Origin of the sequence: Nonlabens arenilitoris, assembly GCF_002954765.1 — a bacterium.
GTDB classification, from domain to species: domain Bacteria; phylum Bacteroidota; class Bacteroidia; order Flavobacteriales; family Flavobacteriaceae; genus Nonlabens; species Nonlabens arenilitoris.
In genome coordinates, this window is sequence record NZ_MTPW01000001.1 from 1,308,660 (window position 1) to 1,325,902 (window position 17,243).

General features: G+C 33.1%; 22 protein-coding genes. 15 read left to right on the forward strand and 7 right to left on the reverse strand.

Going from position 1 to position 17,243, the window contains the following annotated elements; all coding sequences use genetic code 11:
* The first annotated feature begins 2 nt into the window (after nt 1-2).
* From BST92_RS05785 to BST92_RS15190, 9 genes are all read left to right on the forward strand, one after another.
* Nucleotides 3-1,061: an OmpA family protein gene (locus BST92_RS05785; RefSeq protein WP_105070590.1), complete on the forward strand. Its 1,059-nt coding sequence runs from the start codon at nt 3-5 to the stop codon at nt 1,059-1,061.
* Nucleotides 1,062-1,112: 51 nt separating this feature from the next.
* On the forward strand, nt 1,113-1,445 hold the full coding sequence (locus BST92_RS05790; RefSeq protein ID WP_105070591.1) for an ArsR/SmtB family transcription factor: 333 nt from the start codon (nt 1,113-1,115) through the stop codon (nt 1,443-1,445).
* A 46-nt stretch (nt 1,446-1,491) separates the two neighbouring features.
* Nucleotides 1,492-1,953, forward strand: coding sequence for a DUF6428 family protein (locus BST92_RS05795; RefSeq protein WP_105070592.1), 462 nt, complete (start codon nt 1,492-1,494; stop codon nt 1,951-1,953).
* Between the two features lie 16 nt (nt 1,954-1,969).
* Nucleotides 1,970-2,581 carry a low molecular weight phosphatase family protein gene (locus BST92_RS05800; RefSeq protein WP_105070593.1) on the forward strand — a complete coding sequence of 204 codons (612 nt, stop codon included), beginning with the start codon at nt 1,970-1,972 and terminating at the stop codon, nt 2,579-2,581.
* The gene (arsB, locus tag BST92_RS05805) at nt 2,578-3,609 is read left to right on the forward strand and encodes an ACR3 family arsenite efflux transporter (protein WP_105070594.1); all 1,032 of its coding nucleotides are present in this window, start codon (nt 2,578-2,580) and stop codon (nt 3,607-3,609) included. The genes BST92_RS05800 and arsB overlap by 4 nt, the downstream gene beginning before the upstream one ends.
* Before the next feature lie 126 nt (nt 3,610-3,735).
* Entirely contained in the window at nt 3,736-4,692 is a 957-nt protein-coding gene (locus tag BST92_RS05810) for an L-threonylcarbamoyladenylate synthase (protein ID WP_105070595.1), read from the forward strand.
* A gap of 27 nt (nt 4,693-4,719) precedes the next feature.
* Nucleotides 4,720-5,037, forward strand: coding sequence for a DUF6660 family protein (locus BST92_RS05815; RefSeq protein ID WP_146105106.1), 318 nt, complete (start codon nt 4,720-4,722; stop codon nt 5,035-5,037).
* 52 nt (nt 5,038-5,089) lie between these two features.
* Nucleotides 5,090-7,066, forward strand: a complete 1,977-nt coding sequence (locus tag BST92_RS05820; RefSeq protein WP_245910874.1) for a TonB-dependent receptor — start codon at nt 5,090-5,092, stop codon at nt 7,064-7,066.
* Entirely contained in the window at nt 7,066-7,299 is a 234-nt protein-coding gene (locus BST92_RS15190; RefSeq protein WP_245910875.1) for a hypothetical protein, read from the forward strand. Before BST92_RS05820 ends, BST92_RS15190 begins: the two co-directional genes overlap by 1 nt.
* Nucleotides 7,300-7,375: 76 nt before the next feature.
* Here the strand turns inward: BST92_RS15190 and BST92_RS05825 are convergent, their stop codons facing one another.
* From BST92_RS05825 to BST92_RS14985, 7 genes are all read right to left on the reverse strand, one after another.
* Nucleotides 7,376-7,582, reverse strand: a complete 207-nt coding sequence (locus BST92_RS05825) for a YgaP family membrane protein (protein WP_105070597.1) — start codon at nt 7,580-7,582, stop codon at nt 7,376-7,378.
* 70 nt (nt 7,583-7,652) lie between these two features.
* On the reverse strand, nt 7,653-8,276 hold the full coding sequence (locus BST92_RS05830; RefSeq protein WP_105070598.1) for a Crp/Fnr family transcriptional regulator: 624 nt from the start codon (nt 8,274-8,276) through the stop codon (nt 7,653-7,655).
* A gap of 2 nt (nt 8,277-8,278) precedes the next feature.
* Complete coding sequence (locus BST92_RS05835) at nt 8,279-8,719, reverse strand: GNAT family N-acetyltransferase (RefSeq protein ID WP_105070599.1); 441 nt, start codon at nt 8,717-8,719, stop codon at nt 8,279-8,281.
* A 2-nt stretch (nt 8,720-8,721) separates the two neighbouring features.
* The gene (locus tag BST92_RS05840; RefSeq protein ID WP_105070600.1) at nt 8,722-8,982 is read right to left on the reverse strand and encodes a hypothetical protein; all 261 of its coding nucleotides are present in this window, start codon (nt 8,980-8,982) and stop codon (nt 8,722-8,724) included.
* 81 nt (nt 8,983-9,063) lie between these two features.
* Entirely contained in the window at nt 9,064-9,339 is a 276-nt protein-coding gene (locus BST92_RS05845) for an acetyltransferase (protein WP_105070601.1), read from the reverse strand.
* A gap of 263 nt (nt 9,340-9,602) precedes the next feature.
* On the reverse strand, nt 9,603-10,034 hold the full coding sequence (locus tag BST92_RS05850; RefSeq protein ID WP_105070602.1) for an RpiB/LacA/LacB family sugar-phosphate isomerase: 432 nt from the start codon (nt 10,032-10,034) through the stop codon (nt 9,603-9,605).
* A 698-nt stretch (nt 10,035-10,732) separates the two neighbouring features.
* Nucleotides 10,733-10,903, reverse strand: a complete 171-nt coding sequence (locus tag BST92_RS14985; protein WP_170061716.1) for a hypothetical protein — start codon at nt 10,901-10,903, stop codon at nt 10,733-10,735.
* 166 nt (nt 10,904-11,069) lie between these two features.
* On the opposite strand from BST92_RS14985, the gene rnr reads away from it, so the two are divergent.
* The 6 genes from rnr (at nt 11,070) to BST92_RS05885 (ending at nt 17,241) form a co-directional block, all read left to right on the forward strand.
* Nucleotides 11,070-13,268, forward strand: a complete 2,199-nt coding sequence (rnr, locus tag BST92_RS05860; protein WP_105070604.1) for a ribonuclease R — start codon at nt 11,070-11,072, stop codon at nt 13,266-13,268.
* A gap of 159 nt (nt 13,269-13,427) precedes the next feature.
* Nucleotides 13,428-13,889: a DUF6265 family protein gene (locus tag BST92_RS05865; RefSeq protein WP_146105107.1), complete on the forward strand. Its 462-nt coding sequence runs from the start codon at nt 13,428-13,430 to the stop codon at nt 13,887-13,889.
* A gap of 359 nt (nt 13,890-14,248) precedes the next feature.
* Nucleotides 14,249-14,923 carry a head GIN domain-containing protein gene (locus BST92_RS05870; RefSeq protein ID WP_170061717.1) on the forward strand — a complete coding sequence of 225 codons (675 nt, stop codon included), beginning with the start codon at nt 14,249-14,251 and terminating at the stop codon, nt 14,921-14,923.
* A gap of 125 nt (nt 14,924-15,048) precedes the next feature.
* A complete protein-coding gene (locus tag BST92_RS05875; protein ID WP_105070607.1) occupies nt 15,049-15,792 on the forward strand; it encodes a LysE family translocator in 744 nt (247 codons plus the stop codon).
* 70 nt (nt 15,793-15,862) lie between these two features.
* Nucleotides 15,863-16,822, forward strand: a complete 960-nt coding sequence (locus BST92_RS05880; RefSeq protein WP_105070608.1) for a hypothetical protein — start codon at nt 15,863-15,865, stop codon at nt 16,820-16,822.
* On the forward strand, nt 16,822-17,241 hold the full coding sequence (locus BST92_RS05885) for a hypothetical protein (RefSeq protein WP_105070609.1): 420 nt from the start codon (nt 16,822-16,824) through the stop codon (nt 17,239-17,241). Before BST92_RS05880 ends, BST92_RS05885 begins: the two co-directional genes overlap by 1 nt.
* Nucleotides 17,242-17,243: the final 2 nt, after the last annotated feature.

A 17,243-nucleotide genomic window follows, 5' to 3' on the forward strand; every position in this document is an offset into this window, starting at 1 on the left:
GAATGAAGCGATTACTATACATATGTGCTTTCTTTACTGCCTTTTGTGCTAGTTCACAAATCACAGTCACACATTCTGTATATTTTGATGTAGATAAAGATCAATTTTCTTTTAGTGAAGGTAAACAACTCACGTCATTCTTTGATGATCTTATTTACAAACCCATTCTTACCGTAAAAATATTAGGGTATTGTGATGATAGAGGTAGCCATGAGTATAACCTAGACTTATCAAATAGAAGAGTAGAAACTGTCTCTAAGTGGTTAGAAAACCATGATATTGAACTAGAAAATATCTCTAAAAAAGTAGAAGGATTAGGAGAAGTAGCTCTTGAAGAAGAATTAGATCAAGAAGAAACTGAAGAAATAAGAGCTCAAAACCGTCGTGTAGATGTAGAATTCTCTTTAAGCGCAGATAAAACCAAACGAGTTGCCATTAAAAAATTGCGAAAACAGGAACTTACCACAGAAGAGGCAAAAGAGATACCTATCTATGAAAAGAAAGTCGTCACTGCTATCTTAGAAAACCCGAGTAGTACAGAAGTAATTAAAACCAGCAATAGAACTGAGCCAGAAGTATCTGTAGAAGTCGTCGAAGAAGATGAATTCTTAGATATACCTACTAAACTTGATCCACCTATAGATAATACTAAAGAACCATTTAAGTCTCTTTTAAGTAAAAAGCTTAAAAAAGGTCAGGTCATTAGATTAGAGAATATTCTATTCTACAAAGGTCGTTCTACAATTTTAGAAGAATCCCAGCCACTACTCGATCGTGTTGCAGAAATTTTAATCGCTAGAGAAGATATTCATTTTGAAATACACGGACATGTATGCTGTATCAATCCTGCCTATCCAGATGCTTATAATAGAGACACTAAAAAATCAAATCTATCCCATGCTAGAGCACTAGCTATCTATAAAATATTGCGCAGTCGTGGTGTAAAACACACACGTATGAGGTTTAAAGGATATGGAAGGACTAGACCGTTAGGTGGTATTGATAAACTAGATCGTAGAGTCGAACTTTACATTACTAAAATAGATCCTCCTAAAAATTAAAAGCAATTATTCTTTTTTATTTAATCACTTCATCGTAATATTGCGATGAATATGGGGACTACTAAAACTGAAATATTTACAGCACAACAAAATCAAATGGCTCAAATGGCCAAAGCACTAGGTCATCCAGCCCGTATAGCTATTGTGCAATACCTATTAAAACAAGACACTTGTATATGTGGTGATCTAGTTCTAGAAATAGGACTAGCTCAACCTACAATATCACAACACTTAAAAGCACTTAAAAATGCAGGATTAATTAAAGGAAATATAGAAGGTACCAGTACATGCTACTGTCTAGACTATGAAAAATGGGATGTAATGAAAAGTTTACTTTCTCCTTTATTAAATCTAGAGACCGATAACAAAACTGATTGTTGCTAAAAAAATTTGACTTTATTAATCGTAATATTACAATAAAAGAAACGCTATGAAATTATCCACATTTAAAGATCAGCTTTCAAAATTAGATCAGATCGCTTTTCAACTGCCAGACGGTAGTCTGGTTCCATCTCACTTTCACGTGACTGAAGTAGGTAAAGTTGTTAAACACTTTATAGACTGCGGTGGTACAGAACGATTAGAAACTGTCGTAAATTTTCAATTATGGGAAGCAAATGATTATGACCACAGGTTACATCCAGAAAAACTACAACATATCATCGAGTTGTCAGAATCACGATTAGGTCTACCTGATGTGGATATAGAGGTTGAATATCAATCTGATACTATAGGTAAATACGGTATCGACTTTAATGGATCCAACTTTATTCTTACGTCAAAATTAACTGATTGTCTAGCCAAAGATAAATGTGGAATACCTCAAGAGAAATTAAAGACCATTCCTGTAGAAAATCAGAACACTTGCGCTCCTGGATCAGGTTGTTGTTAACTTTAAATTTAAAATTATGTATCCTACCTTAGAACAAACCATTAAAAACCTAGAGATTAATGAAATTACGCTTTCGCGAAAGCGTGTCCTAGACCAGCTTAAAGACTATATTCAAAGTCAGGTGGACCATAATAAAACTGTGAATCTCAACTTTATTTGTACACATAATTCAAGACGTAGTCACCTATCACAATCATGGGCACAGGCTATAGGAAGTTTTTATGGCATTAATAATTTACAATGTTATTCTGGTGGTACAGAAGCTACAGCGTTATTTCCAGAAGTTACTGAAGCTTTAAAAGATGCAGGTTTTCAAATTGAAAAACTATCACAAGATGAAAATCCTATTTATAGCATCAGATATAATGAGACCGATCATCCTATTATAGGATTTTCAAAGAAATTCAATGCAACATTTAATGTACAGCAGCAATTTGCAGCCATTATGACCTGCTCGAGTGCAGATCAAGGTTGTCCATTAATATTAGGCGCTTCAGCTAGAATACCTATAACTTATGAAGATCCTAAAATCGCTGATGGTACTGACCGACAAGCAGCTGCTTATATAGAACGCAGTCTACAAATCGCTAGTGAATTAAAATACGTCTTTTCAGAAATTAAGTTATGAGCACTAAAAAACTAAGCTTTCTCAATCAATACTTAACCCTATGGATATTTCTAGCCATGGCAATAGGTGTAGGATTAGGATATTTTATACCTAGCATAGCTACTTCTATTAATAACATGAGTAGTGGAACGACTAATATTCCCATTGCAATAGGTCTTATTTTAATGATGTATCCACCGTTAGCAAAAGCAGACTATAAACTCTTACCTGTCGTATTTAAAAACACTAAGATTTTAAGTATCTCACTATTATTGAATTGGATAATAGGTCCCGTATTGATGTTTGCACTTGCATTAATATTTCTTCAGAATCATCCAGAATATATGGTGGGACTTATTTTAATAGGTCTAGCACGCTGTATAGCCATGGTACTAGTGTGGAATGATCTAGCAGATGGTTCTCCTGAATATGGAGCCGGATTAGTGGCTCTAAACAGCGTTTTTCAAGTTTTTGCATACTCATTCTATGCGTGGTTGTTTATTACGGTGTTGCCGCCTTATTTTGGCTTTGACGGTGCAATTGTAGATATATCAATTGCGACCATTGCAGAAAGTGTTGCTATCTATCTGGGAATTCCATTTTTAATGGGAATTTTAAGTCGTTATTTTCTTGTAAAAGCTCGTGGTAAAGAATGGTATGAAAACGTATTTATTCCGGCTATTTCACCTATTACTTTAGTGGCTTTATTGCTTACTATTATTTTAATGTTCTCTTTAAAAGGTGAGTTAATTGTTGAAATACCGTTTGATGTGTTATTGATTGCGGTTCCTTTAATGATTTATTTCATAGTCATGTTCTTGATAGGATTTTTTATCAGTAAATATCGTGGTGCGTCCTACAGTGAAAACGCAGCTATTGCTTTTACTGCAGCTGGAAATAATTTTGAACTTGCGATTGCAGTTGCCATTGCGGTTTTTGGACTTAATTCTGGTCAGGCATTTACAGGTGTGATCGGACCACTGGTAGAAGTTCCCGCTTTGATTTTATTGGTGCGTGTGGCATTTTGGTTGAAGAAGAAGTATTATTAGATGGATCACCATCATAATAATTGTTTTAATTTCTCGAGTGTAGGGTTAACTCTACACTTGAGAAATAATAAATTATAAACCATAACAACGATATTTGCAGCACCTAAAACATTTAGGAAAAGTATCATGACACTAGTTTCAAAAGACATCTTAAAAGCTGCCGAAATTCTTAAAAGAGAAGATCTCGTCGCAATCCCTACAGAGACTGTTTATGGTCTTGCTGGTAATATTTATAGTGATACGGCGATTAAAAAAATCTTTGAGTTAAAAAAACGCCCGTTTTTTAATCCGCTGATTGTGCATATTCATAGCATGGAGCAAGTAATGGAACTGGCAGTAGATTTTCCTGAGAAGGCACAGCAGTTAGCACAAGCTTTTTGGCCAGGATCTTTAACACTTATTTTACTTAAAAAGAATGATGTTCCAGACCTCATCACTGCCGGAAAAGATACTGTTGGGATTAGAATGCCGCAGCATGAATTAACCCTAGAATTGTTAAGAAACTTAGATTTCCCAGTGGCGGCACCTAGTGCAAATCCGTTTACACACATAAGCCCTACTAGAGCACAACACGTTAAAAATTATTTTGATGGTTCTCTAGAAATGGTATTAGATGGTGGTGATTGCGAGAATGGAATCGAGTCCACCATCATAGGTTTTGAAAATGATAAAGCCATTGTTTACAGACTAGGCTCCATATCATTAGAAGATATCACTTCCATCATAGGACCTGTCACTGTAAAAAATAATAAAGAGCAAGCACCTAATGCACCAGGAATGCTCGAGAAGCATTATGCACCACGTACGGCAACTTATCTAGTAGATGACATAAGTGATTTTATCGACCAACATGCTGGTAAAAAAATAGGACTCCTACTCCACTCTACAGATCATCCAGATTATGCCGTAGCGCAAGTAAATTATTTATCTAAAACCGGTCATTTAAAAGAGGCTGCATCTAGATTATATAAAGCAATGCACGAGCTAGATCAACTAGATCTAGACATGATTGTAGCACAACGATTACCAGATCACGATCTAGGAAAATCCATTAATGATCGCTTAAAAAGAGCTACTAAATAGTTCTGATTGCTTTAGTATCTTTGTCTTGTGAAAGTTATATTATTCATCTTCTCGATATATTTTCTAGGACTCAACATCATGCCTTGTAATGATGGTAATATTGAGCAGCATGATGAGGTAGAACAAACTGTAGATATCGACGACCATGATAATCACGATCATGAAGATGAATGCTCACCATTTTGCCAGTGCAATTGCTGCTCTATTCATGTGATCTCTTTTGAATTTGAGCCACTAGAGTTTACTATACTACCGGCAATTAATTCACAAATTTCTTTTTATATCAGTCCTGTTTATGACGGGTTTGATGGCTCTATCTTGCAGCCACCACAATTAAATAGCTAGAAACTTCAAGAGCATTGTGCTCATTTTATTTTAGTCTATTTAAACATTTTACATGAAAAAAATCATTTTATGCAGCATGTTGTTGCTGTGTTACGCTTTCGCGAAAGCGCAATCCAAAACAACCTATGATATCAACATCACTGTGGTATCTGAAGAAAATAACGAACCATTACTAGGTGCAAACGCTTCCATCCAAAATCTCCAAAAGGGTACGATGATGGATGTCAACGGGAAAGGAACCATTAACAACCTAGAAGCTGGAATTTATGAACTGACCATTTCTTTTATAGGATATGAAAAACAAACCGTTACTGCTGTTATACCAGATCAACTGGATTATACATTTCAACTACACGAGGCAAAAGGTGAACTGGAAGAAATCGTCATACAGTCTACACGATCTTCTCGTAGTTTTAAACGCACGCCTACTCGAGTAGAATTTATAGGTGGAGAAGAGCTTATTGAAAAAACAGCGATGAACAGTACTAATATAGCTATGGTACTGAGAGAAAGCACCGGTATACAGATGCAACAAACTTCTCAAAGTAGTGCAAATCAATCCATACGTATACAAGGACTAGATGGTAGATACACACAGTTGTTAAAAGATGGATTTCCACTTTATGGTGGTTTTGCTGGTGGATTAAGTATCATGCAAGTACCACCACTAGATATTTCGCAATTTGAGATCATTAAAGGAAGTTCTTCAACTTTATACGGTGGTGGTGCCATTGCAGGACTAGTAAATATGCAGTCTAAAACGCCAGATGATGAGGCAGAGTTAGATTTAATGTTGGTAGGTACACAAGCCCTAGGAGTTACTGGAAACGTATTTTACAGCGCACGTAATGATAAATGGGGAATGACGCTTTATGGAAGCGCAAATTCTCAAAAAGAATATGATCCAGATGGAGATGAATATTCTAATTTACCTCGAGCGCGTACCATTTCACTAAATCCTAAAGTATTTTATTATCCTAGTGATAAAACAACCTTATGGCTAGGACTTAATGGTACATTTGATGATCGTAAAGGTGGAAATCTAGATGCTATAGATGGTAATAATAATGGATATCTAGAACAAAACATATCGCGCAGGTTAAGTACTCAAGCCGTGTGGGATACTCAACTTACAGATCATTCTAGCTTCCAGTTTAAAAATAGTATTGCCTATTTTAATAGAGAATTACTGATTCCTAATATGGATTTTAAAGGTAATCAGGTCAACACATTTACTGAGGTAAATTATAAAACTAATTCTACAAAGACTGACTGGGTTTTTGGAGCTAATTTATATACATCTAGCTTTGACGAGGACGTGCAGATTAATGAACGTGATCAAAAAGATACTACGATAGGTGCTTTTGTAAATAACATTACAGATCTTAATAATAACTGGATATTAGAAACTGGTCTGCGCACAGATTTTACAACTGATTGGGGTGCTTTTGTGTTACCTAGAGCTTCCTTATTATATAAAAGTGATGGAAGATTTACGAGTCGTTTAGGTGGTGGTCTAGGTTATAAAATACCAGATCTATTTACAGAAGATGCTGAAAGATTGAATTTTCAAAATGTAATGGCTATTGATAAAAATAATCTTGTGGCAGAGACCTCTTATGGTATGAACCTAGATTTTGATTACGGATTTGCTATAACTGATCAAATTAATTTCTCGATTAATCAATTATTTTATTTAACAGCCATAGATAATGGATTGTTACTCAATAGCAGTGCCACTAGTCCAGGAATGTTTGAATACTCAAATGCAACAGATTTTACCTTCAGTCGTGGTGCAGAGACTAATATTAAATTCTCTTATAAAGATTTTAAGTGGTTCTTAAACTATGCACTTATAGACACTCAACTTAATTATCTAGATGGTAATCCTCAAAAACCACTGACTGCAAAACATAATGCTGGTAGTGTTATTATGTATGAAAATGAGAAATGGCGCATAGGTTATGAAACCTATTATACTGGTAGACAACTATTATTTGATGGCTCAGATTCTCAAGATTTTTATTGATGGGTTTACTAGTAATGAAAAACTTTGACTGGGGAAATCTCTATATGAATTTTGAAAATCTCACAGATAGAAGACAGAGTCGCTTCTCTCCTACTGTCACTACAGATATTACTGGAGTACCAACATTTAATGAAATTTATGCGCCTACAGATGGTTTTATCTTAAGTGCAGGAATCATATGGAAACCATTTGGTAATAAAAGTCATCACGGTCATGGACATCATGATGATTAAGTGAATTTTACTTTTATTAAAAGCTCCACATTATGAAGGTACCTCTCATAATATGGAGCTTTTTTATGTCTATTATTTACTTTTTTACTGGACAACTATTAATCCCTAAAACTGCATATAATGGACAAAAATTCATAAAACTAGTGGCTAATAATACACCACCTACAATTAATAAAATAATTCCTAGTGTACCAGTTATTACATTAGTAAAAAATAAAATAGATACTATTACCGCAAATAATACTCTTACAATTCTATCGATGTTTCCTATATTCTTCTTCATGACTTATACTTTTTAAATGAGATACAATAGTAGTCTAGTGTATGTTCTTAAAAAGTGACTTAAGTCACAACTAAAGAATTTTAATAGTTTGATGTGATAAAATAAGTTTATTATCGTTCTCTAATTTTTTTAAAACACGACTAATCACCTCTCGAGATGTAGCCAGATCGTCTGCAAGCGCTTGATGAGAGATTTTAATTATTTGAGAATTAGTTAATGCTGCTTTATCGTGCAGTAAATTTAAAATGCGCTCGTCCATTTTATGAAAAACCATATTCTCTATAGTGTTTAATAAATCTGCATAGCGCATCTCATATTGTGAGTTAAAAAGTAGATTTAACTCTGGATATTGCTGCAGCCATTTTTTAAGTTTGTCTGCTGGTAATAAAAGAATTTCTGTCTCTTCTAATGTCTGTGCATTGATTTCACTGGTTCCATTTTTAATACCTGCTGCAAAGGACATCACACAGCTCTCACTTGCTTTTATATGATATAGTAATAATTCTTTATCATCATAGGTAGTAAAAACACGTAACAATCCTTTCAACACCAATGGTATCACTTTTACATACTGTCCTTTACGTAAGATCTCTTGATGATCAGGCACAGTAATAATGTCACATTCTCGATTGATTGTTTCCACCAGTGTTTTATTAAAAAATGGAAACTGTTTATGAAGATCAGTAAAGGACATATTTAAAATTCTAAAGTCATCGCTTGATGAGGAATTCCGTCTTCTAGATATTTTTCACCTGTAGCTATAAAACCTAAATCTTTATAAAATCTATCTAGATAACATTGAGCAGATATTTTAATGAATGGAAATCCTTGATTTTTACAATAATCAATACTCGCATTCATTATTTTCTGGCCGTAGGCCGCGCCACGATTTTTGGGACTTACTACTACTCTACCTATACTAGCTTGTTTAAAATAATCACCTGGTTGAAACACACGAGTATAAGCTACAAGTTTATCATTTACATATCCTACAATATGAATAGCTTTTTGATCCTTACCATCCATATCTTGATAAACACAGTCTTGTTCTACCACAAAAACTTCAGAGCGTAGTTGTAGTACTTCGTATAATTGTTGAGTATTAAAATCAGAAAAATATTTAACGATTACATCCATTTTTAAAATTGTTTTGGGACAACTTTAGGTTGCGGTGGCTTCACTCCTATTCTTATATCGGTAATAATTTTCTCCAGCATATTACCAAATTCTTCATCGCCGGCAGCCATCAATTCTTGACGTCTAGCATCTAGATCATCTAGCGTTTCTTCTCGATCTTTTTCATCAAAATCTTCAAGATCACGCCATATCTCCATCAATTTCTTTTGAGGATGAACCGCTGTTCTTAATTGATGTATTATAATAGAAGCTTCTTTTCTCATATTCACTACACACAGTTAAAAATCACAAATCGTGACTCAACTATTTAAATTAATTATTATTTGTACAGTCTAATTATCGTACTATTTCTTACCGCGATAAATTAAAGATATACGATTGTGTTCTAATAAAAGTTGCTCGTCTTTTTGATAGCTTTTTAATAAATGGATTGCATAATCTAGTTGATCTTCAGATATATTTCTATAAGCTGGAGCTGGTACTACTTCACTCCATTTTGCAAATAAAGTATTGTCTAAAGCAATACGCCAATAGCAATGATTATCAAATTTTAAGTGATAATATTGATTAGGTAGTGCATTCCCTAGATCCAGATACTCTTGCCTTTTATTAAGATTCATACTAGTAATTATAAAAATAAATACACAAGACCACTACAGTTAATGATAATATATAAAACAACAAGCCAGTAAAAATTCTATACCGTCTACTTTCCATTGTTAAAAATATATGCCTAAATACTAAATACCTAGTAATCAAAAATAATATACCGCTAGGTAGTATTATAAATATAAAAAGTAATAGAAAATAATCTGCTAGTGATCCACTAGATAACAATATCATTTAGTAGGTTGTGGTACATCTCGCTTTCGCGAAAGCGTACTTATGAACATGCTATCTTATTCACACGATTTGCATGGCGTCCACCTGCAAATTCTGTATCTAAAAAAGTCTCTACCATAGCAATAGCCTGTGGTATAGAAGTGAAACGTGCTGGTATACAGATGATATTTGCATTATTATGCTCACGAGCAAGTCCTGCAATTTCTTTAGACCAGCATACTGCGCCACGTACATTTTGATACTTATTAACGGTCATAGAGACACCTTGTGCACTACCACAAATAACTACACCTAGATCTGCAGTGTGGTTATCAACATCCTGTCCTACCTTGTGAGCAAAGTCAGGATAATCAACACTATCTAAAGTATCTGTTCCATGATTAGTTACTTGATGGCCTCTTTCTTTAAGCATATTAACAATAGCTCGTTTATAATCTGGTCCTGCGTGGTCGTTTCCTATAGAGATGTTCATGATAGCGGTGTTTTATGATACAAATTTAAGTCTAGTTATTGATAATCTAGGGTTATTAACATCCATGGTTTTACACTATTCATAAACAATAGATAACATGTTAATATCAATTGAAAGAAAACATTAGGAAGTGAAGGTTTAAAAACTCATATCTATTTAAAATTGAGATAACCAAAATATAACTCACCTTTTTAAGACTAACTTTTCAGACTTAAAAAGACGTTCATCAACATAAAATATGTAGTTAGTTTATATACATTTTGATGTGAATAAGGGTTGTGAACAACTGTGTATAAACCTATCTTAATTACATTAGAAACTTACTTTACAATTAGTTAACATTAGTATAACATGTGAATAAGTAGCGATAAGTTATAAAAAATTCAAGTTCCTAATATTTTAGTAAAAAGATATACCGCTATTCACACTACATCATCATCATCAATTTTATTTAAATTTTTAAAAAAGAAAAAATGATATTGTTTATAATGTGGATAACGTTTAAAACTATCTAAAATCAATAAAACGATTTATGAAGGAATTAATAAATCATATATGATCAACTAAGTCGATTAAAATTAAATTTGGAATAATAAATGCAAGCATTGAAATGATTGCGTGTAATCAATAAAGTAAGTGCGTCACTATTACACTAACTATTGAATAAGGAGTATTGAAAAAGTAATTTTATTTGTAAGCTAGACGCTTGTAGAGGAAGTGTTTTCTATAAGTGGAGAAGTCTCTTCAAAGCTATCAACAGTGTGATCTGTATCTAAAGCTTTATTGATAAAAAGAACTACTAGAATAATACCCACAAGAAATATCCCTATGAATAGTAAGGTTGATTTAAGTGGCTTTCTAGTTTCCATTTGTTTAAAATTGTCAACCATTAGACGATCAACAATACACAAAGTTACAGTTATTTCTTAAATAATTGTTAATAACGGTATATTAAATGATTAATAATCAAAGTATAAAGTACTTATAATCTCTCAGAGTTTTAAAAGATTAACTTTGTAGAAGTATAAATAGAATATGAAGAAGAAGAAAAAACGAAACTCAAAAACAAAGTTTCAAAACCTCAGTCAATCTGTACTGAATGTATTAAAGCAAGAACCTAATAAGGATTTTAATTATAAACAAATATGTGCAAAGCTCTCAATATCAGATGCTAGTACACGTAATCAAGTTATTAAAAGACTTCACCAGTTAAAATCTAAAGCACAAATAGAAGAGACAGATCGCGGTAAATTTAAAATTATTAAAGCCATTGATTATTACACAGGTACTATTGATATCAGTACTCGTGGTACAGGATATGTGATAACAGAAGAACTACAGGAAGATATCATGATACCACGTCGTTCACTAGGTCAGGCATTAAACGGTGATCAAGTTGAAGTGTATGTTTATCATAGAAGAAGAGGTCAACAGCCTGAAGGTGAAATCACTAAAGTAATCGAGCGTAAGAAAACTGAATTTGTAGGTACTATTCAAGTACATGAAAAATTTGCTTTTGTAAACGTTACTGATCCTAAAATTCAAACAGATTTCTTTATTCCAGGTCGAGAGATCAATGGAGCAAAAGATGGACAGGTAGTTCTAGTAGAATTTGTAGAATGGAATGATAAACAAGATTCACCTAACGGTAAAGTAAAGGCTGTTCTAGGAGAACCAGGTGAGCACAATACTGAAATACACGCCATACTAGCTCAATATGGTTTACCATATGAGTTTCCTACCGTTGTAGAAGAATATGCAGACCAGTTAGATAAAACCATAACAGAACAAGAAATAAGTAAACGTCGCGATATGCGAGAATCGCTTACTTATACCATTGATCCAGCAGATGCTAAAGATTTTGATGATGCACTTTCATTCGAAAAATTAGAAAATGGTCATTATGAAATAGGAATCCACATTGCAGATGTAAGTCACTACGTAAAAGAAGGAACACCACTAGATGATGAAGCATATGAACGTGCAACTTCTGTATATCTAGTGGATAGAGTAGTACCTATGTTACCAGAGGTATTATCAAATGGTGTTTGTTCATTAAATCCTCATGAGGATAAATTATGTTTCTCGGCTGTTTTTGAAATGGACGATAATGGAAAGGTTTATAAACAGTGGTTTGGTCGTACTATCATTCATTCAGATCAACGTTTTGCTTATGAAGAAGCACAGCACATTATTGAGACTGGTAAAGGAGAAATTCCTGCAGATATATCACTTACTAAAAAAGATACAACTGCAGATCCAGCCATTGTAGAAGCAACTCTTACCTTAGATAGTATCGCAAAAAAGATGCGTAATGAACGTATGGTACAAGGTGCTTTAAGCTTTGATAAGACTGAGGTTAAATTTAATCTTAATGATAACAGTGAGCCAATAGGTGTTTATTTTAAAACCTCTAAAGATGCTAATAAACTGATAGAAGAATTTATGCTACTGGCTAATAGAAAAGTAGCAGCTTTTATAGGAAAACGAGATCCTAAACACACTTTTGTTTACCGTATTCACGACGAGCCTAATGATGAAAAACTAGGCGCACTTGCAAAAATTGTGACTCGTTTTGGTCATAAACTAGACTTAAGAGATCGCAAACATGTTACTCAATCTTTAAACAAATTATTGAGTGATGTAAAAGGGAATAAAGAGCAAAACATGGTCGATACACTTGCTATTAGAACCATGTCTAAGGCCGAGTACTCTACACAAAACATAGGTCACTATGGTCTAGCGTTTGATTACTACTCGCATTTCACATCACCTATACGTCGTTATCCAGACGTGATGGTCCATAGACTATTACAACATTATCTAGATAAAGGAAAAAGTGTAAGTGAAGAGCTCTATGAAGAAAAGTGTCACCATTCCACTAACATGGAAATTCTAGCTACTAAGGCAGAACGTGACTCTATCAAGTACATGCAGGTTAAATTCATGAAAGATCATGAAGACGAGCAGTTCTTAGGTGTTATTTCTGGAGTTACCGATTGGGGAATTTATGTAGAAATTATTTCTAATAAGTGTGAAGGAATGATACGCTTAGGTGATCTAGATGATGATAGTTATGAATTTGTAGAAGAAGAGTTTGCAGTGATAGGTCGCAAGACTAAAAACGCCTACAGACTAGGTGATGAGGTTTATGTAAAAGTAAAAAATGCAGATCTTGTTAAGAAGCATCTAGATTTCTGGATGATAGGTAGTAAAGAAGCTGTTGAAAACTAAGCATTGTTATACCTGTAAAAAAGAAGATACAGTCATGTATCGCATACAGATTACTAAAGGTAAAGATTGGATTTTTTGTTGCAAGACCTGTACAGAAAATCACCAGTCTTTACCTTTTTATAAATATGGTGGTACCTGGAAAGGTAAAAGACACTAGTTATGAAAAGATTATTATTTCTATTAATGATATGCTCACTCGTTTCTTGTAAAAGAGATTTTTCTAAAGGACCTCAATTAAGCTGGTTACAAGGTAAATGGCAAAGAATAGATGATAGAGATGGTAGAACTACTTTTGAAAATTGGAGGATACAAATCGATGGAAGCTTTTTAGGTCATGGTTTTACTCTAGAAGAAAATGACACTGTTTTTGAAGAAAAATTAGCTATCAAGCCACTTAATATACTAGTTAAAAATGATAATAGATGGGTTCTTCAAGTTACAGGTGTCAATGTATCTCCTACTATTTTTGAAATTAAAGAATTTACTAATAATAGTTTTACTGCCGTAAATTTAGAAAACGAGTTTCCTACTCACATTCATTATTCTATTATAAACGATAGCCTTAAAGCACAAGTTTATAGTGACCAGATGTCTATTGATTTTACTTTTAAAAAGTTATAAAAGTCATTTTAAGACATTTATCAATTCTATAAATTGAAGATTTAATGTATTTCATCTATGATTTATTACTTTAATCTATATACTAATTTTACTTATTCACATTTTAAGTAACCTAGGTAAATCACTAGATATTTGTATCGGTTATCCTGGTTAGTTAACTAAGAAAGTGTATTTACATTTTTCCCCTGAAAGAAGTAGTACATAAAGATGCTTTGATATTCCCTAAATATCAAAGTATCGTTTCAAAAAAGTAGAGTTTTTTTGGTTAGTATGAAAGGTAGTTTATCGCAAGATAGACTGCCTTTCTTCTTTTACTGTAACAAATGAATTTAAATAGCATCTTTATAAAAACGATACACATGAAAATTTCAACTCTATTTTTATTCTTATTTGTTATGTCATTCAGTTTTGCTCAAAATCCTAGGGAAGTTGAGTTAGGTAACTTTGATACTATTAAAGTCTATGATTTAATCACTGTTAATCTTGTAAAATCTGATGTTAATAAGATTGTTATCTCTGGTCATGATGCTGGTGATGTAGAGTACGTTCATAAAAACGGAACTTTAAAAGTGCGTATGGCTTTTAATAAACAATTTGACGGTACAGAAACTTTTGTCCATGTTCACTACACAGATTTAAAAGTAATTGATGGAAATGAAGGTGCTTTTATAACCTCTAATGAACTTATAGAACAACCACAACTAGAAATTAGAGTACAAGAAGGCGCTCGAGTTAAAGCTGGTGTAATGGTAGAATTTCTTGAGATTAAAGCCGTATCTGGTGGAATTACTGAAGTAAGTGGTACTGTAGATCAACAAATAATTAATGTAAACACTGGTGGTATTGTAGAGAATCAAGAATTAAAATCTAAACGTACCAAAGTAAAAGTAAGAGCAGGTGGAGAAGTAGACGTATACACCACTAACTCTGTAGATATTAACATACAAGCAGGTGGCGATGTACGAGTCTATGGTAATCCTCAAGAAATTTCTAAGAAGACCTTTGCAGGTGGACGTATTAAGATAATGGATTAAAGAAACTTTAAAGTTTAAAGGTATTCTGTTAATTACGCTTTCGCGAAAGCGTGTCAATTATCAACACATAGGTATCAGAAAACCCAACATTAATTTTTACCTTTGAGCTATAACCATATAATTATATGCTCGAAGACGTTCTTAGTGCGATTCCGCTGGGATTTTTAATGGCCTTTCTCATAGGACCAGTGTTCTTTGCATTACTAGAAACCAGTGCAATTAAAGGATTTAGAGCCGCAGTAGCACTAGATATAGGAGTTATTCTTGCAGACATTATTTTTTTACTTGCGGCATATTTTATGACTTCCTCTATTTTAGAGAAGTTAAAAGATGATCCTGGGCTTTATATTTTTGGCGGTTCTATTCTTGCGATATATGGTATAGTTTCTTTTGTGAAAACTAGAAAATCTTATCTTAAAGAAGTTGATCCTAAAGTACTTACAGTAAAGAAGAACAACTACTTTTCTTTATTTATAAAAGGTTTTTTCCTCAATTTTATCAATATAGGTGTCTTAGGATTTTGGTTAGGTTTAATAGTCGTTTTTAGTCCTCAATTAGAGAATGATTCTAATAGAATTCTCACCTTTTTTGGTGCAGTGTTAGTCACTTATTTTATTGTAGATCTATGTAAAATAGTACTTGCAAAAAGTTTAAATCGTTATCTCACACCTCATCGTATCTTTCTTTTAAAAAGACTTATCGCTATTATTATGGGTATATGTGGTGCCGTTTTAATCTTTAAAGGTGTTTTTCCTGATGTAACAGATCAAGTAGGTGAGCAGTTACATATTATTCCAGAATTACCAGAACCAGTCGCTCCAGAACTAGAAGGTATAAAGGAGACTCCTATTGTTAATGATAGCATATAAATTTAATAGCTGATTATTAGGTTATTGTCATTTTTTTTTTTTCATGTTTGTAATCTAATTCAACCAATAAATGAAAACAACTATTAGATTATTGTGCTTTTTAATAATAACAGCAATAGTTTTAGTTTCTTGTGAAAAGGATGAATACTTGAAAGATAACTTTTCAAGTAATTCATTTCCCTTTCAGGTTACTAAAATGAGCAAAGAAGAAATTATCAATTCTACAGGTAATAGAGATCTTTTTACAAGCTTGAATGAAACTACAACGGTTTTATCACAGAAAACAACAAGCAACACACCTCCATACACTATACTAGATCATAGTGCTACTGTTTTTACAGATGATAATAATACTTTTACTTCTTATACGTTCAAAACTATTAATACAATAGATGATGGCGTTTTAAGAAATATAGTGGTAACTGATATTTCAAATGTTTACACTACATATCTAGTTGAGTATGTAAAACAGCCCAACGGTATGTTAGGTGCTAGCTATATGTTATTAAGTAATGATGATGGTGGTTTGGTAAAATCATCTTATATTACTGTTACTTCTTGTGAAGATATTGGGTATTGGAAAGTAATAGATACTAATAATCCAGATTGTTTAGTTTGTGTAAGATGGACTGTAGAAGAATTTTGTAACACAGTAACTTATGAAATACCTAATACCACAATAGATGCTGGAAATTCTGGCGGTGGTGGTGGAGCAAATACTCAACCTGGAACAGGTTCATGGGGAACAGGTTTCCCTATTTCTGGTGGAATAGGAGGAGGATCTCCAGGTGGTTTTGTAACGCAACCTAGTTACGCTGATCATAAGGAATCATTACTAAATTTTTCGGATGATCCACAAATTAAGCAGCAAATTAAAGATTGGCTATTATTAGCTCAATCAGAAGGTCCTGAGCAAGGGAATGAATGGAGATTAGGTCCGGACAATTCATATTCTCCTAATTCTGTTAATCTTGAATATTCTAACGAATTTGGAGTTTTTTTGGTAATGTCACTAGTAATAGAGTTGTAATGCGAAGTCACGTACACAGATCGAACAATGATTCGTTTTTTAGTGGTGGAGATATTGTGGCAACCTTAAAATTTTATAAAGATAAGAATGATCATCAATTTCCAGTTCAAAATGCAAATACAACGAGTTTGCTTGTTTCTAAGTCCGGTGTGTATGCAATAAGAATAAAAGATAAAACAAAGGCTAATAATTTACACAGATATTTTGGTCAGAATGTAGTTGATAACGCTATTATCGATCACTCAAAGGCATATCCAGGAATATCAATTGATCCAAATTCTACAACTTATTTCAATTTTCTTGAAAGTAACTTTACGTTCTTCTTTGAATATTATAAATTAAATGAAAGTTTAATTGTTTTTAAAGCCAACTTAGATAGCAATGGCAATGTACTTAGCTGGTCTAACTTAACATTTTAATC

Bases quoted from the DNA above. Each gene is read 5' to 3' on its own strand.
- BST92_RS05785 (WP_105070590.1), top strand. From the start codon at position 3: ATGAAGCGATTACTATACATATGTGCTTTCTTTACTGCCTTTTGTGCT.
- BST92_RS05790 (WP_105070591.1), top strand. From the start codon at position 1,113: ATGGGGACTACTAAAACTGAAATATTTACAGCACAACAAAATCAAATG.
- BST92_RS05795 (WP_105070592.1), top strand. From the start codon at position 1,492: ATGAAATTATCCACATTTAAAGATCAGCTTTCAAAATTAGATCAGATC.
- BST92_RS05800 (WP_105070593.1), top strand. From the start codon at position 1,970: ATGTATCCTACCTTAGAACAAACCATTAAAAACCTAGAGATTAATGAA.
- arsB (WP_105070594.1), top strand. From the start codon at position 2,578: ATGAGCACTAAAAAACTAAGCTTTCTCAATCAATACTTAACCCTATGG.
- BST92_RS05810 (WP_105070595.1), top strand. From the start codon at position 3,736: ATGACACTAGTTTCAAAAGACATCTTAAAAGCTGCCGAAATTCTTAAA.
- BST92_RS05820 (WP_245910874.1), top strand. From the start codon at position 5,090: ATGAAAAAAATCATTTTATGCAGCATGTTGTTGCTGTGTTACGCTTTC.
- BST92_RS15190 (WP_245910875.1), top strand. From the start codon at position 7,066: ATGGGTTTACTAGTAATGAAAAACTTTGACTGGGGAAATCTCTATATG.
- BST92_RS05825 (WP_105070597.1), bottom strand. From the start codon at position 7,582: ATGAAGAAGAATATAGGAAACATCGATAGAATTGTAAGAGTATTATTT.
- BST92_RS05830 (WP_105070598.1), bottom strand. From the start codon at position 8,276: ATGTCCTTTACTGATCTTCATAAACAGTTTCCATTTTTTAATAAAACA.
- BST92_RS05835 (WP_105070599.1), bottom strand. From the start codon at position 8,719: ATGGATGTAATCGTTAAATATTTTTCTGATTTTAATACTCAACAATTA.
- BST92_RS05840 (WP_105070600.1), bottom strand. From the start codon at position 8,982: ATGAGAAAAGAAGCTTCTATTATAATACATCAATTAAGAACAGCGGTT.
- BST92_RS05845 (WP_105070601.1), bottom strand. From the start codon at position 9,339: ATGAATCTTAATAAAAGGCAAGAGTATCTGGATCTAGGGAATGCACTA.
- BST92_RS05850 (WP_105070602.1), bottom strand. From the start codon at position 10,034: ATGAACATCTCTATAGGAAACGACCACGCAGGACCAGATTATAAACGA.
- BST92_RS14985 (WP_170061716.1), bottom strand. From the start codon at position 10,903: ATGGAAACTAGAAAGCCACTTAAATCAACCTTACTATTCATAGGGATA.
- rnr (WP_105070604.1), top strand. From the start codon at position 11,070: ATGAAGAAGAAGAAAAAACGAAACTCAAAAACAAAGTTTCAAAACCTC.
- BST92_RS05865 (WP_146105107.1), top strand. From the start codon at position 13,428: ATGAAAAGATTATTATTTCTATTAATGATATGCTCACTCGTTTCTTGT.
- BST92_RS05870 (WP_170061717.1), top strand. From the start codon at position 14,249: ATGAAAATTTCAACTCTATTTTTATTCTTATTTGTTATGTCATTCAGT.
- BST92_RS05875 (WP_105070607.1), top strand. From the start codon at position 15,049: ATGCTCGAAGACGTTCTTAGTGCGATTCCGCTGGGATTTTTAATGGCC.
- BST92_RS05880 (WP_105070608.1), top strand. From the start codon at position 15,863: ATGAAAACAACTATTAGATTATTGTGCTTTTTAATAATAACAGCAATA.
- BST92_RS05885 (WP_105070609.1), top strand. From the start codon at position 16,822: ATGCGAAGTCACGTACACAGATCGAACAATGATTCGTTTTTTAGTGGT.